Raw genomic sequence first — 13041 nt, 5'->3', positions numbered from 1 at the left:
CCTAATACTTTAAGGTTTTATAGCACTACGCACACACGTTAGGACAAATGAATAAAAATTAAAATCGCTCAATCCCTTTTCAGGTAAGCTTTTGTCTTCACTATTGCCTATTGCCTATTGCAAGAAAGCCTAGCGCGTAGCGCTATATGGCAAAATAGGCTGCGCTAGACAACTTACGACTTACCATTTGAGGGAAAATTATCACTTCGTCCTATTTTTCCACAATCTTTACAGAATTCAAGATTTTCATGAACCCAATTTTATGTGGAGTGGGACATGATCAGGATAAGTCTAGCAAGGAGCAATCCATGAAGACAGAAGATGCTTTGGCAGCAGGAGCCACTGTTGGTGCTGGTGCTTGTGCGACAATTTCCGTTAGCGGAATAACTTCTGGATTAGCGGGAATTGGCGGTGGCATAGCAGTAGGAGGAATAGCTTTAACTGGAGCGTTTCCTTTCCTGGCAGGAGGTTTGGTTGGCGGTGCGCTGACTTACCTTCTGTGCAATAAGGGCAGTGACTCCTCATCAGCCAGATAAGCATTGTGTTGCAAGCTCTAATTTTAAGGAGCTACTCTCAACAACTCAAAATCAAACCGAATAAGCTGTAGTACATCGGGCTAACTGTGGCAGAAAGAAATCAGAAACTTTCTGCCCATTTTTATTTATGCAATGCTCCGCTCAGTAGAATGCCACTGATAAGCTGTCATACATTTAAATTGGGTATTAGTAACGAGCAAGATGCAAAGCCTGCGGCATGGCTTCGCTAAACGCACTACAAGGCTTTCGCCATTATTGACATTAAGGTTTAAATGCAGAACAGCTTATTCCCACCACAAGACTTATTCAGCAGCCCCTACTTACTAGCTGATCCACTTCATCGGGTAGAGTTAAGGTAAATGAAATCATTGCCCGATGTGAATTGTCTAACGGCTGACTCGCCACCTCAATCGTGCCGTTGAGATGATTGACTAAACACTTCACTAATGCTAGTCCTAATCCCGTTCCAGGAACAGCTTGTTTGGTGATCCCTTGACCGCGCCGAAATTTCTCGAAAATATAGTTAATATCGGTTGGTAATATACCGTCACCGATGTTGGTTAAGGTTAACACCAACCGATTGACCGCAGCATGAACGTGATACTCAACCTTGAGAGAAACGGTTGTATCGGGGTGGGCATATTTGCCCGCATTGGTTAACAATTCCAGCAGGATACGGTTTAAACTTTCTGGATCAGTATGAATCATCAGCGAGTTTAAGGGGCAATCTAGGTTCAATTTCACTGACTTCGATGCCCATTTCTCCTCAAAATCCTGGGCTAATGTCTGAATTAGCAGAATTAAGTCAATGGATTGCTTCTGGATATAAGCGGGATTGGATTCGAGTTGCTGTAAACTGAGTAAATCGTTGATTAGTTCGATTTCTTGATTACACTGTTGCTCAAGAATGTCTAAGTATTTTTGCCGACGCTTGGCGGGGAGTTTGGGTTGGCGCAACATGCGAATGGCTAGACTCATCGCCGTTAATGGTGTTCTCAGCTCATGATTCATGGTACTAATGAATTCTTCTTTAAGCTGATTTAATTCCTGAAGCTGATCCACCTGCTGGCGGATGCTTTGATGTAACTGGGCGGGAACGGTTAAACAGGGAGACGGCTGAACCGAGTGATGGTTAAGGCGGGAGGGTTCTGGCTGTCGGCTTTGATGCTGGTGAATCAACTCACTCAGTTGCGTCGCCACCCATCTGATCCATTCAATGTCATCCCCTTGCCATAAACGCGGCTGATCCTGTTGGACAACCAAAAATCCTAATCGTTTCAGATGTTGAGAACCATTGCTAAAGGTGTGACAGAGGGGAACCATTAACACCCCATGGCTAATTGCCTCCTCAAATCGGGAGATTCCTGAAGTCTCAATTGGAGTATTTGCCCAATCCGCGATCGCAATCGGTTCAGGTGTCTGTTTCCAAGCCATTTGGCATAAGCCAGAGTCAGATAACCGGAAGGATTGATGGAGTAATCGTTGGGAGTTTAGCTGAACTGATTGATCAAGCGTAGGAGTACACCATTCAGCGACAACCTTAACCTCAATTGATGGCGGAGGCTTGCCATCTTGATCCGGTTGATCTAGAGCATGATTATGATTAAATAGCAGTAGCCAACCCCGATCTGCCTGAAGTGCTTGAGTGGTACTGGCAACCACTTGTGCCATTGTTTCATCAAGATTGCGATCGCTCTCGATAAACTGACTGAATGGGGAAAGTCGCGTCTGGTATCGTTTGGACTGATCTACCTGCTGGGTAAGCTGAACGTGAGCGATGGCAACGGCTACAGATTCAGCCACCTCACTTAACCGTTGTTTCTCCTGTATTGTCCAATCATAAGGCTGCGATCGCCCTAACACGATCATCCCATTGATCCTGGATTGACACCAGGTATGAAGCCTTAACACTGCCCTAACAGGGAGCCAATCCCAACACCGTTGATCTGCCAACTCCAGATCAGACTCCTGAATATCCCGAATTGCCAAAGGTTCTTCTACGCCAGTCAGAAATGATGGGTATTGCCCTAGTGTTTGGGGTTGAGGTTGTCGCCCTGAGTCGCCCTCAGCATACCATAATCCCATCTGGGGAATTGCTGTTGGGCATGAGTCAACGTCGGTTGGGTTGAAAGACGAAACCCAACTCGCCTGGTTAGCTTGAACATTTTGTGCCAACCTGACATGCTCCCTTGCGATTTCTGGGGAAAACGCTGCAATTAAGCAATAATCAACCTGAAATGCCTCACCTAATACCTGGGCAATACTCGCCAATAACGTCTGTGGATTGGGACTAGCAACGATAATTGAAATAATCTGTTGTCCCAGTGGATTGGATGAAGGCGGGTAATGCATGAGTGAATACCTCTATGCTCCTAGGTAAGAACGGCGGCAACGGTTTTAGCGAAGACATGTCCGACGTTTCACCTACTTTCCCCAAGTGCTACAAGGCTTAGGGATTAATTTTCGGATTAGTCTTCAGACATCAGTCAAAGGATGGATTTTTGAAACGGTTGCTCCTGATACAACTGGCTCAAAGATAGATGGTCATACTTAGTATTCCCGTTCTGACGAAGAATATACCAACAGAGTAGGGGTTTGGTAACCAAACCCCTACTTGACAAATGACAAATGACCACTACTGAGACTGTCTCTGTTTTGCCTGCTGTTGAGCCAGTTGACTGTTTTGGCGATAAAGGATAACCCGATCTTGAGCGATGTCATAACGGGGATGATCCGGGTTAACGCTACTCATCAGAGTTGAGGCTTTCTCCCACCTCGCCGCTATATCTAACCACTGAGCGGCTGTATTCGCCGTTTTCCCCTCAGCATCAGCTTCGATGGCGAGCCGAACCGCTTCGGTAAAGGGATCTGAGGGTGTTGCGGTTGTTGAGGGTGTTGTTGGTGAAGGTGAGACAGGTGTGGGGGGAGGAGTTGGTTCTTGAGGAGTGGTGCTGGCGTTTAACGTGGGAATTAAGCGATCGTAAACGAACCAACCGGCTAAGAGTAAGAGAACAAGAACGCTAATACCACTGACAAAACGGCGCTGGAAACGAGGGTTTTGTTTAACTTTGCGGAAGGATACCTGGGGAAGCTGAGTTTTCTTCTTTGGTTCAACTTTAGGAGATTTGAATGCCTTGATCCATTGCTGAAGCAGGTTAGGCTTACTCAGCACGATTTCTTGAGACCATAAAAGATGGTCTGGATTACGGCTGATTTCTTCTAACCATAGCAATTGCTGCTCCTGCACGATACGGCTGTTAATGTTTACCCGACGAATGTTACGCGGCGCAATATCTTCCAGGATTTTTTGGATGTGGTTGACGAGAACAGAGCGCTCCAGGGGTTCGACGACAGGTGCTTCACACAACAGGTGCAACACGCCCTCAGCAAAAACCGCTCGGGTTCTGACGCGATCATCGGCTAGCTGTTGATTCAGCATTTGAATTATCGCCGCCACACTGCCCTGGTGAGCTTGTTTGGCGATATCATCCATCGAATCGTGCATATTGGGTTAAGCTATGGATTATGTCGCTAAGACTGACTGTTTTAATTTACACTCCGACTCCATAGGATACAAGAATCCCATCAGGTTAAAGCCGTGGGTTTTCCGGACGCAGGGGACACAGATTTGTCGGGGCGAGTTTGACTCCATAAGAAATATACACCGCCCTTGTTTTGTCTCACTTTACCCAATTGTGGATAAGTTGGTTTAGCCTTTGAGAGGCGGCAGTGTATTTACAAAGTTTTACAATTAAAGGAAAATATAGCCCATACTAGGAGGGTTTCCATGCTGCTTAAATCGACAACTCGTCACATTCGCATCTACGCTGCCGAGGTGCTAAACAGTGAATTAGTTGAGAGTGACAACGTTTTAACACTAGACGTTGACCCCGATAATGAATTTAATTGGAGTGAAGATGCCCTGCAAAAAATCTATCGTAAGTTTGATGATTTCGTAGAAGCCTATAGCGGTGAAGATTTGACTGAGTATAATCTTCGCCGCATCGGCTCGGATTTAGAGCATTACATGCGATCGCTCCTGCAAAAGGGTGAAATTAGCTACAACCTGGAGTGTCGGGTAATGAACTATAGCATGGGATTGCCCCAGGTCGTGTCTCAGGACTCCTAAGTCCAACTCTAACGCCAAGTTGCGATTGCCTTGTTCATCGGTGCGTGCTTGGCGAATCACATCAGAAATTTCTTCAGCATCCTCAACATGGTGTAAGGCTTTTTCTTCCCCATTTTCGTCTTTCACGTTGAAGTAGGTTGGGACTTCGATGTGATCACCGGTAATATCAGGAGCATCAACCGCGACTTTCTCAGATTTTTGTTCCAGGGTTTGCTCTTCTGGCGAGACTTTATCACCGGGATTGAGCGTATCATGGGTATCTGGGCGTTCTAGCTTATTCATAAAAAGCTCTTTGTAGTTTGCCTGTCTAGTTTGATCCTAGAAAATCTATGGGGTGATTTACCTCTTTCTAGAGTGAGAATTGTTCTGTAGGAATTGTTTGAGGGTTAAACGACGATTTTCCAAAAAACGACTCCAAAAACCTGGGATAAACTCATCCATCGTTTCGGCTAATGCCCACATTTCCAAGTTAATCATTTTGTACAATAGGTCATGGGAGTTCTCAATTTGCTCCATAAGCTGTTTCATTTCAACACTCGCAGGGGAGTTCAGCTCTTCAAAGGAGTGATCATCGGAGGTGTCATAATCGGGCTTAGGCATATTGTCTAAGATAATGATGGGCGTTTGGGAGAGGAACCATAAGTCCCGCGCTATATCTAAGTCCAAAAAAAGTATTATAAATAAAGTTATTTTTTCCCCTAGAGGCAACTATTGTCTGTCAAAGATCCCTTGAATCCTTGGAATTATAAACCGTGGTGGTGTCAGCCTTGGTCGATTCTCCTGACCGGAGCCGTAATCATCGCGGGGAGTTGGATGCTAGCCAAAATGCTCTGGATAACCTTGATAGTGGCTACCCCCATTTTGGTTTGGTGGTTTTACTTTTTATGGCTCTGGCCCCGTCTCTTGCGGCATAGTTACCTTGAGTTGACAAATCGCCAACCCGATCAAGAATCCGAGTCGGTTGCCACCATTTATCCCTCCGATGAGTGAACGGCTTCTCAAATCAGACGCTAGAATTTGTAATCAGTAGGCTTATTTAAATGATCCCATAATGGAAATGGATATGCATTGCGATCGCGGCAGTGCGACTTCAACCGCCCAATTACCCCTAGCTAGATGTAGCCAAGAGTGTTTCCATGGACAATCCTGCAGCAACCCTTCACTGCCCTAACTACCGCTGTCAGGCTGCCAATCCCCCTGTCAATAAGTTTTGTCAGAACTGTCGCACGCCTTTGAAGCGGCGTTATCTGTGGGCGCTAGGATCAGGGATAGAAGCCTATCAGCCCGAATCGCTAATTGCCAACCGTTATGTGTTGGTCAATGAACGGATTGTACTGGATACAAAACCAGCAACACCACCGGATACCCCTCAAGAGATTCCGGAGGAGTTGTTGCCCTATTTGAGACTCTCTCCCTATCGCTTACATATTCCCCAAGTCTATGGGCGACTGACAGGCGGTGAAAGACGCCAAGATTCAGAAATCTGGCTATTGGAAGATGCGCCGATTCTGGAAACCGATACGGCTGGGACTCAAGGAGAACTCTTTCCTCCCCTGAGAACAGTTTGGCAAGAGGCGACAGCGATACGCCAACTCAACTGGTTGTGGCAAATCGCTAACCTGTGGCAACCCTTAAGCAGTGAAGGAGTGGGGACAAGTTTACTCAATCTCGATTGGCTGCGTCCAGAATCCTCTATCCTGCATCTACTAGAACTTCACAGAGATGAACCCGCCGCACCAACGCTCAAACAACTGGGTCAGTGCTGGTCTCAACTCCAACCTGACGCCTCCTCGGTCATAAAAAAGTTTTTCGGGCAACTCTGTGATCAATTGACCCAAGGAAAAATTCGCACCGCCGAACAACTGGTGGGACTGCTTGATCAGGGAATCAAAGACTGTGGACAAGGGCAATCGCGTCATTATCAGATTTTTACAGGTACGGATTCGGGTCCAGTTCGCCGCCACAATGAAGATGCTTGTTACCCACCCATTGGACAACTATGGAGTCGCTCAACCGATGAAAATGCCTTAGCGATCGTCTGTGATGGGATTGGCGGACATGAAGGGGGGGAAGTGGCTTCGGAATTAGCCATCAATGTTTTGCGAGAGCAAGTGGAACGCCTCCATTTTGATCGCGACCACTGGCACCCAACCCATCTGACTCTACAACTTGAACAAGCCGCCTGTGCCGCTAATGACGCCATCAGCCAGCAAAATGATAGCGAACATCGCTCTGAGCGACAGCGGATGGGTACAACCCTGGTCATGGCTCAAACCAGCGCCCATGAAATATACATCACCCATGTCGGGGACAGTCGCGTCTACTGGGTAACGCGCCAAGGGTGTCATCAAATTACCCAAGATGATGATCTAGCCTCCCGTGAAGTGCGATTGGGTTACACCTTTTATCGGTATGCTGTGCAACAGCCGACCTCTGGCTCATTAATCCAGGCTTTGGGCATGGCATCGTCTACCACATTACATCCAACAACCCAACGGTTTATCCTGGACGAAGATAGTGTGTTTCTCCTCTGTTCCGATGGTCTCAGTGACCATGACCGAGTGGAACAATACTGGCAAACCGAAATTCTGCCGATTCTGGACGGACAGCGTGATGTGCCAACTGCCGCTGACCATCTCATCGAAATAGCAAATCGGCAAAATGGTCATGATAATGTTACGTTGGCGCTGGTCTACTGTCAGGTAACGGCATCAACGGAAACAGCACCAACAGAACTTGCGCCGCCTCAGCCGGAATCGTTGCCTTTACCGACAACGGAAACACCATCGGAAACCCTAGCGACAACCACCATTGTCCCTTCCCATACGAAAACCCAACCCTTGACCCGACCCAAACGGCGTCCTTGGGGACTTATGTTGGCAATTGTTGTACTTTTGGTCGTGGGTGCAGGACTAGCTTACCTATTATTGCCTCGGCGTTGGCTTCAAGGATTTGTGAGGCAAAGTTCTAATTCTGATGCCCCAGTATCCGTGTCGGGGACGCCATCTCCAACCGCTAGTCCAACGCCAACGCCGGAAACGGTTTCGTCCTTGGAGAACTTGGCGCTGATGCGGGTGACTCGCTCAACGATTACGAATTCCCAAGGACAAGATGTTCCGTTGCTACTCCGGTTAAATCCTCCGGAGGAAAATCTCTCACCCATTCGATTAATTCCCAGAGGGAGTGTCTTGCAAGTGATTCGTCAATCATCCGATTCTGGGGAAGAGGATTGGCTGAAATTGAGAGTGTGTTCGACGGGGACGGAAAACGCCGAGATGCAATCGATACAGACCGCTCCAGCATCCCCTACCCTAGCGGACGCCAAACGGCGCCGCAACATTTATCCTCAGGTGCAGCCAGGAGAGAGGGGTTGGATAAAAGTTGTTAATATTCGCTCAAATGTTGACTTAAATGTTAACCCAACATTGGCACAAAAAGGCGTATGTGCAACGGCGCCTGAATCTGATGCTTTAACGCCTTCCCTCAGTTCTCCGTAGGAACACGACATATCTGTAGGAACACGACATGTCGTACCCCTACGGACATTTTGTGCTTTCCCTAACATGCTCCCAAGTGTAAGTCCTAGTCATAATAATATAAAATGTAAAATGGTTTTATTTTATGACAGTAGCAATCAGCGAAATCATCATAAATGGAATTTTATTCGACCTAAAAAACTGGCATCAAGGAATGTCTAATTTAGAGAACTTTGAGCAGATCATCGACAACTTATTCAATACTTTGTCTGAGCGAAACATCAACTATTTGTTAGTTGGGGGAGTGGCATTATTAAGTTATGTGGAGGGACGAAATACCCAAGATATTGATTTAATTCTCTCCCGTTCTGAGTTAGCAGCATTACCTGAGGTTGCTATTGCTGAAGAAAACAAAGATTTTATTAGAGGAAGGTTTCAGCAGTTAATTGTTGATATTTTATTAACGCATAATCAACTGTTTTCTCAAATTAGTCAGCAATTTGCCACAGTTAGACAGTTTGGCGATCGCTGGATTCGTTGTGTCGATGTGGAAGGGTTAGTTATTCTCAAATTTTATGCGTTGCCTTCTCTTTATCGACAAGGTAAGTTCGACCGAGTGAGTATTTATGAAAATGATATTCTCTTACTTTTGCTCAATTACGATGTAGATTTAGAACAGGTATTCCAAGTTTTGTCTAATCATTTACTCCCTAGTGTTTTAGAAAAAGTTAAAGGTATTTGTGCTGATTTAGAAGCTCGGCTTAAACGGTTTCCGATTCAGCAGCAAAGGTTAGAATCGGAATCGGAGAACGATTGAGACGCAAGGCGATCGTCTGAGCAAGGTTCTGGAAACCGTGCTGTTGACGCCAATAGAACAGCTAATGGTTAGGATTAATTCAATTTCGCCACCAAAGAATATTTCTTAGTTGTAAACTCTATCATATTTTTTTTGAGCAACATTTAAAACATACCCAAAATACACATATTGTCTGAATTATCAAGGCATCATTCAATCCCGCTCCCCTACACCCTACTCCCACATCCTACTTGGCGACGTCCCAGGCAAAGTCATCAGAGCAACGATTAGACCAGACTATTGACAAATCCACGGCTGAAACGAGCATGGGCTTTCAACCATCGTGATCCGTGTACCATATTGTATAAGGATCAACTTGGCTACTCCCCAACTCCTGACGACTCTCCTGTGCTGTCTGAGTTTGAACTGACCCTAAGACCTAAAATAGGGATCGCAGAGGACAGGGGACAACAGTCGAGTCTGATTGATTCTGATTTGGTCTGTCACTTATCACCAAACTGATAATGTTGCTCTACATCTGGGCGTTGAATGTCTGATATCGAAACTCCTTGCCTCAGTTTAGCGATCGCCCGTCTGTCTACGGCTGGGGCAGATAACTTTGCCGTGTGGGTCATTGAAGCTCCTTATCCTGGGGGTTATGTTCATCATGACTCGATTTGGTCTTCCACTTTGACTCAGACTTGGTTGGCTTGGCAACAAATGTTTTCTACAGGTAATTTGCCCCCCTTATTACCCCTGCCTCATCCCTTGACGCCTAAGCCTACACCAACACCAACCCTATCACCCCAAAGCGAAAACGCTACACCGCAGACGACTAGCTACGGGGGACGGCTGATGCAGCAGTTGGGCATAGACTTGTGGAATTGGCTGTTTGCGGGTTCCATTCAAACAACGTTGGCGGAAAGTCGGGGCATTGCCCGGGGACAAAATAAATCTCTGCGCGTGCGCTTGGAAATTCGACATCCTGACTTGATTCCCCTCCCCTGGGAAATTATGCAAGAAATGGCAGGCAAACCTGCTATTTCTCTGTCTACTCAACTACTGTTTAGCCGCACGACGAGTAATGTTGACTCTCTCAAGCCGCTGATCCGCCATGATCAAGCCCTGAATATCCTGCTCGTCTTTGGACAAGATGTCCACCGTTCCGGGGGTGATCAGTCAGCGGCTCGCTTACAGCTTGAACAAGAAGCAGCGGTTCTAGAAAATGTTTTTCAATCTTGTCAAAAGTTCAACCCCACAGCCGTTCCCTGTTTTGTGGAAAAGCTGCTACAGCCAACACCCGCTGACTTAATTGCCGCTTTAGACACAGGAGGTTACAATATCCTTTTCTATGCGGGTCATGGTGAACCTGCTCCAGATGGGGGTTTATTATTTCTAAGTCCAGATGCACCAATTAACGGTACGGAACTCGCTCAAGTCTTAGTTCGGAATCAGGTAACCTTAGCGGTATTCAATACCTGTTGGGGCGCTCAACCGGATCAGGTGGAAGGTCAAACCATCCCCCGGAGTAGTTTAGCCGAAGTGTTAATTCAACATGGTGTCCCCGCTGTTTTGGGTATGCGTGACTCGATCGCGGATCACGAAGCTTTGAGTTTTATCCAAAGTCTTGCCCAAGCCCTAGCTAGCGGGATGCCGATTGATCAAGCTGTGGCTGTTGCCAGACAACAATTACTCACGCTTTACAAGTTCAACCAACCAGCTTGGACGTTACCTGTGCTGTATATGCATCCGGAGTTTCAAGGACAGTTAATTGCTTTCTTAGAAGAAGGGATTACTGAGCTTCCGCCGATGCCGAGCAACTGGAATGGCGAACAAACGCCCACCGCTTGCTTACGCTCCTTAAACTCGATGGGTAAAGTTTGGCGAATTCGCGGTGCACTGATGCGGGTGGGACGCGGGCAGGAGAATGATTTAGTTTTGGATGAGGAAATGTGGGTGAGCTATAAACATGCAGAAATTATCTGTCGCGATACCTTCACTCATCCCGGACAAATCCCGACTTACTTCCTGCGTGATTTTTCTCGCAACGGCACTCATATTTTACGAGCAGATGGGTGGCAGAGAATCCACCATCAGGAAGTGCCATTGGAGTCGGGTAGTCAGTTAAAATTTGGCAGTACTCAGAGTCAAACCCTGGAGTTTATTATTGAAAACCTTTAAGCCAAAAACTTAACAAGTTTTAGACTCGGAGAGATTCGAGTCGAGAAGAACACGGCTCAATTCAACGGTTCTAGAAGTTTTGCCAATTATTGGCACTAACCTTTATTTTCGGAACGATTACGGAACCTTCGAGAGTGCTGATGTAGCTATTCCTATCAATTTTCATCACCACCAAAGATCACATAAGGGGTATTATGACCAGTCAACATAAACCATACCAAAATTATCAGGATGCTTTGAGTCAAGCCCAAGGAGAACTCCTAGAGGCACTCTGGCAAACTGAGGACGATTGTTATCCCTGGAATCCCGCTGAACCTGAAGCCCAAGACTATTTGGCAGATTTGGAAGCGGGATTTTCTCTAGATGCTTGTCAAACCGAGGCAGAAATTACATCGGGATCACAAACCCTATTCAATCGCTTGCACCAGTGCTGGACATCGCTAACGCCCTCAGATTCTTCCGGTTCCGCCTCGCTAAAGCGGTCATTAGCTGAACGATTTTCCGGGGTGCCGTCGTCTTGGTTGGACGCGATCGCCAATCAAGCTCAACAAGCGTTATCCATGGATATATCACTTGCCGATCAGCTAGTTTTATGCGTTAGACCCTTATTACCTAACTGGACGGAAGATGATTTATTCGTTTTTGCACGTCCGTGGGCTTACGCCATGCGAGGTAATCAAGACTTTGGCGCTATTGGCTCAGTCGAATGGTCTGAATTATCACCCATTGAGCAGGTGCGCTTAAGTTTGGCTATTGCCCATTATACTCTCACCCAACTTGAGGAAGCTTCTGAGGACAATTAATTGCCGAATTAATTCATTTTATGGTATTGGGGCGGGTAAGAGTTACTTAGGGGCTGTTGAATAAGTGTTGTGGTGAGGGGGAGCGGGGGAACCCACACTTATTCAGCAACCCCTAACTCAAAGGTGGTAAAAGAGGCAGCAAAAGTGTAATGAAATAGTAAACTAATGGAGCAGTAAAAACGTAGCTGTCTGTGCGGTCTAAAATACCGCCATGACCGGGAATTAATTGTCCTGAATCCTTGACCCCAGCATCTCGTTTCATCATTGATTCGGTTAAGTCTCCCAAAAGGCTAGCCACTCCAATTAACGTACCGAATGCGAATCCACTGAGTTGCCAGTTTGACCATTGCAGATACCAAGCCCCAAGCATAGCAACTGCCCCACTCCCGCAAATTCCAAAAATTGCCCCTTCTACTGTCTTTTTAGGACTAATATTCGATAAGGGAGTGCGACCAAAAAACTTGCCAAAACTATACGCACCAATATCGGCTGCCCAAATACAGGCAAACGCGAGTAGAGTTACGGTTAAGCCTTGGGACAGAACTGTTAGATTAGTCCAAGGGTGAAGCCAAGAGTCATTAAACGAGAAACTATTGAGGCTCGCTGTAGCATTCAAGGGTAATGAAACCCCTCCATCTAAACCAACACGCAATCGTATCCAGTAGCTAGGCAGATAACCGCCATAGAGTAATCCCAAAATCGAAGCGGCAATATCCGCAATCGTCGCCATCTTGGGTTGAAAGAGCAGGTAAAAACAAATCAGGGTTCCAGCAATGGGAAAGGCGGCATCCGTCAGATTAGAGTTAAGGGCGGCTGTCACCAATAGAAGTTGACTCACAACTAACGTGGTTTTAGCCGCAGGCGCAATTCCTTTTGCCTGAACCAGTTGAAAATATTCCAGTTGACCCAAATAGACGATGACACAGAGACCGAGGGTAAAATACCATCCTCCAGCCACAATCATCCCCATCGCTAGGGTAATCGCTACAATTCCACTAAAAATCCGAGACCAGGGCATAGAACTTTATTTGACACAAGACAGTCGAAATTAACTGTCTGAATAAAACTATTACATTAAGATTAACAATCGGGCAGCATTCGCCGTTAGTCAATTTGAGGG

11 protein-coding genes and 1 pseudogene are annotated in these 13041 nt (G+C 46.4%); 7 read left to right on the top strand and 5 right to left on the bottom strand.

Annotation, left to right across the window (positions count from 1 at the left end; translation table 11 throughout):
* The first annotated feature begins 248 nt into the window (after nt 1-248).
* The gene (locus tag MC7420_RS29365) at nt 249-536 is read left to right on the top strand and encodes a hypothetical protein (RefSeq protein ID WP_006105260.1); all 288 of its coding nucleotides are present in this window, start codon (nt 249-251) and stop codon (nt 534-536) included.
* Between the two features lie 306 nt (nt 537-842).
* On the opposite strand, the gene MC7420_RS29360 is transcribed toward MC7420_RS29365, so the two are convergent.
* Together MC7420_RS29360 and MC7420_RS29355 are read right to left on the bottom strand one after the other, a co-directional pair.
* A complete protein-coding gene (locus MC7420_RS29360) occupies nt 843-2888 on the bottom strand; it encodes a GAF domain-containing sensor histidine kinase (protein WP_006105272.1) in 2046 nt (681 codons plus the stop codon).
* 283 nt (nt 2889-3171) lie between these two features.
* Complete coding sequence (locus MC7420_RS29355) at nt 3172-4029, bottom strand: hypothetical protein (RefSeq protein WP_006105322.1); 858 nt, start codon at nt 4027-4029, stop codon at nt 3172-3174.
* A 294-nt stretch (nt 4030-4323) separates the two neighbouring features.
* Here MC7420_RS29355 and ndhM point away from each other — a divergent pair, with 294 nt between their 5' ends.
* Complete coding sequence (gene ndhM, locus MC7420_RS37455) at nt 4324-4665, top strand: NAD(P)H-quinone oxidoreductase subunit M (protein WP_071777272.1); 342 nt, start codon at nt 4324-4326, stop codon at nt 4663-4665.
* A gap of 21 nt (nt 4666-4686) precedes the next feature.
* Here ndhM and MC7420_RS29350 read toward each other — a convergent pair.
* Together MC7420_RS29350 and MC7420_RS43020 are read right to left on the bottom strand one after the other, a co-directional pair.
* A pseudogene (locus MC7420_RS29350) lies at nt 4687-4947 on the bottom strand (hypothetical protein); the annotation flags it as partial.
* A 57-nt stretch (nt 4948-5004) separates the two neighbouring features.
* The gene (locus MC7420_RS43020; RefSeq protein ID WP_006105203.1) at nt 5005-5331 is read right to left on the bottom strand and encodes a hypothetical protein; all 327 of its coding nucleotides are present in this window, start codon (nt 5329-5331) and stop codon (nt 5005-5007) included.
* Nucleotides 5332-5376: 45 nt separating this feature from the next.
* Between MC7420_RS43020 and MC7420_RS29340 the strand changes: the two genes are divergently transcribed.
* The 5 genes from MC7420_RS29340 to MC7420_RS29320 all read left to right on the top strand — a co-directional run bounded on the left by MC7420_RS29340 (nt 5377) and on the right by MC7420_RS29320 (nt 11921).
* The gene (locus MC7420_RS29340) at nt 5377-5655 is read left to right on the top strand and encodes a DUF6737 family protein (protein ID WP_044210474.1); all 279 of its coding nucleotides are present in this window, start codon (nt 5377-5379) and stop codon (nt 5653-5655) included.
* A 146-nt stretch (nt 5656-5801) separates the two neighbouring features.
* Nucleotides 5802-8162: a PP2C family serine/threonine-protein phosphatase gene (locus MC7420_RS29335; protein ID WP_006105315.1), complete on the top strand. Its 2361-nt coding sequence runs from the start codon at nt 5802-5804 to the stop codon at nt 8160-8162.
* A 124-nt stretch (nt 8163-8286) separates the two neighbouring features.
* Nucleotides 8287-8958 carry a hypothetical protein gene (locus MC7420_RS29330; protein ID WP_006105207.1) on the top strand — a complete coding sequence of 224 codons (672 nt, stop codon included), beginning with the start codon at nt 8287-8289 and terminating at the stop codon, nt 8956-8958.
* 528 nt (nt 8959-9486) lie between these two features.
* The gene (locus tag MC7420_RS29325; RefSeq protein WP_006105222.1) at nt 9487-11118 is read left to right on the top strand and encodes a CHAT domain-containing protein; all 1632 of its coding nucleotides are present in this window, start codon (nt 9487-9489) and stop codon (nt 11116-11118) included.
* A 194-nt stretch (nt 11119-11312) separates the two neighbouring features.
* Nucleotides 11313-11921 carry a hypothetical protein gene (locus tag MC7420_RS29320; RefSeq protein ID WP_044210473.1) on the top strand — a complete coding sequence of 203 codons (609 nt, stop codon included), beginning with the start codon at nt 11313-11315 and terminating at the stop codon, nt 11919-11921.
* Between the two features lie 112 nt (nt 11922-12033).
* Here the strand turns inward: MC7420_RS29320 and MC7420_RS29315 are convergent, their stop codons facing one another.
* Nucleotides 12034-12939, bottom strand: a complete 906-nt coding sequence (locus MC7420_RS29315) for a phosphatidate cytidylyltransferase (RefSeq protein ID WP_006105296.1) — start codon at nt 12937-12939, stop codon at nt 12034-12036.
* Between the last annotated feature and the right edge of the window lie 102 nt (nt 12940-13041).

This window comes from Coleofasciculus chthonoplastes PCC 7420 (genome assembly GCF_000155555.1).
GTDB lineage: Bacteria > Cyanobacteriota > Cyanobacteriia > Cyanobacteriales > Coleofasciculaceae > Coleofasciculus > Coleofasciculus chthonoplastes_A.
The sequence above is the reverse complement of the archived record's forward strand: the minus strand, read 5'-3'. Positions and strand labels throughout refer to the sequence as shown.

Excerpts from the sequence above, each read along its gene's own strand:
- MC7420_RS29365 (WP_006105260.1), top strand. The coding sequence starts at position 249 with ATGAACCCAATTTTATGTGGAGTGGGACATGATCAGGATAAGTCTAGC.
- MC7420_RS29360 (WP_006105272.1), bottom strand. The coding sequence starts at position 2,888 with ATGCATTACCCGCCTTCATCCAATCCACTGGGACAACAGATTATTTCA.
- MC7420_RS29355 (WP_006105322.1), bottom strand. The coding sequence starts at position 4,029 with ATGGATGATATCGCCAAACAAGCTCACCAGGGCAGTGTGGCGGCGATA.
- ndhM (WP_071777272.1), top strand. The coding sequence starts at position 4,324 with ATGCTGCTTAAATCGACAACTCGTCACATTCGCATCTACGCTGCCGAG.
- MC7420_RS29335 (WP_006105315.1), top strand. The coding sequence starts at position 5,802 with ATGGACAATCCTGCAGCAACCCTTCACTGCCCTAACTACCGCTGTCAG.
- MC7420_RS29330 (WP_006105207.1), top strand. The coding sequence starts at position 8,287 with ATGACAGTAGCAATCAGCGAAATCATCATAAATGGAATTTTATTCGAC.
- MC7420_RS29325 (WP_006105222.1), top strand. The coding sequence starts at position 9,487 with ATGTCTGATATCGAAACTCCTTGCCTCAGTTTAGCGATCGCCCGTCTG.
- MC7420_RS29320 (WP_044210473.1), top strand. The coding sequence starts at position 11,313 with ATGACCAGTCAACATAAACCATACCAAAATTATCAGGATGCTTTGAGT.
- MC7420_RS29315 (WP_006105296.1), bottom strand. The coding sequence starts at position 12,939 with ATGCCCTGGTCTCGGATTTTTAGTGGAATTGTAGCGATTACCCTAGCG.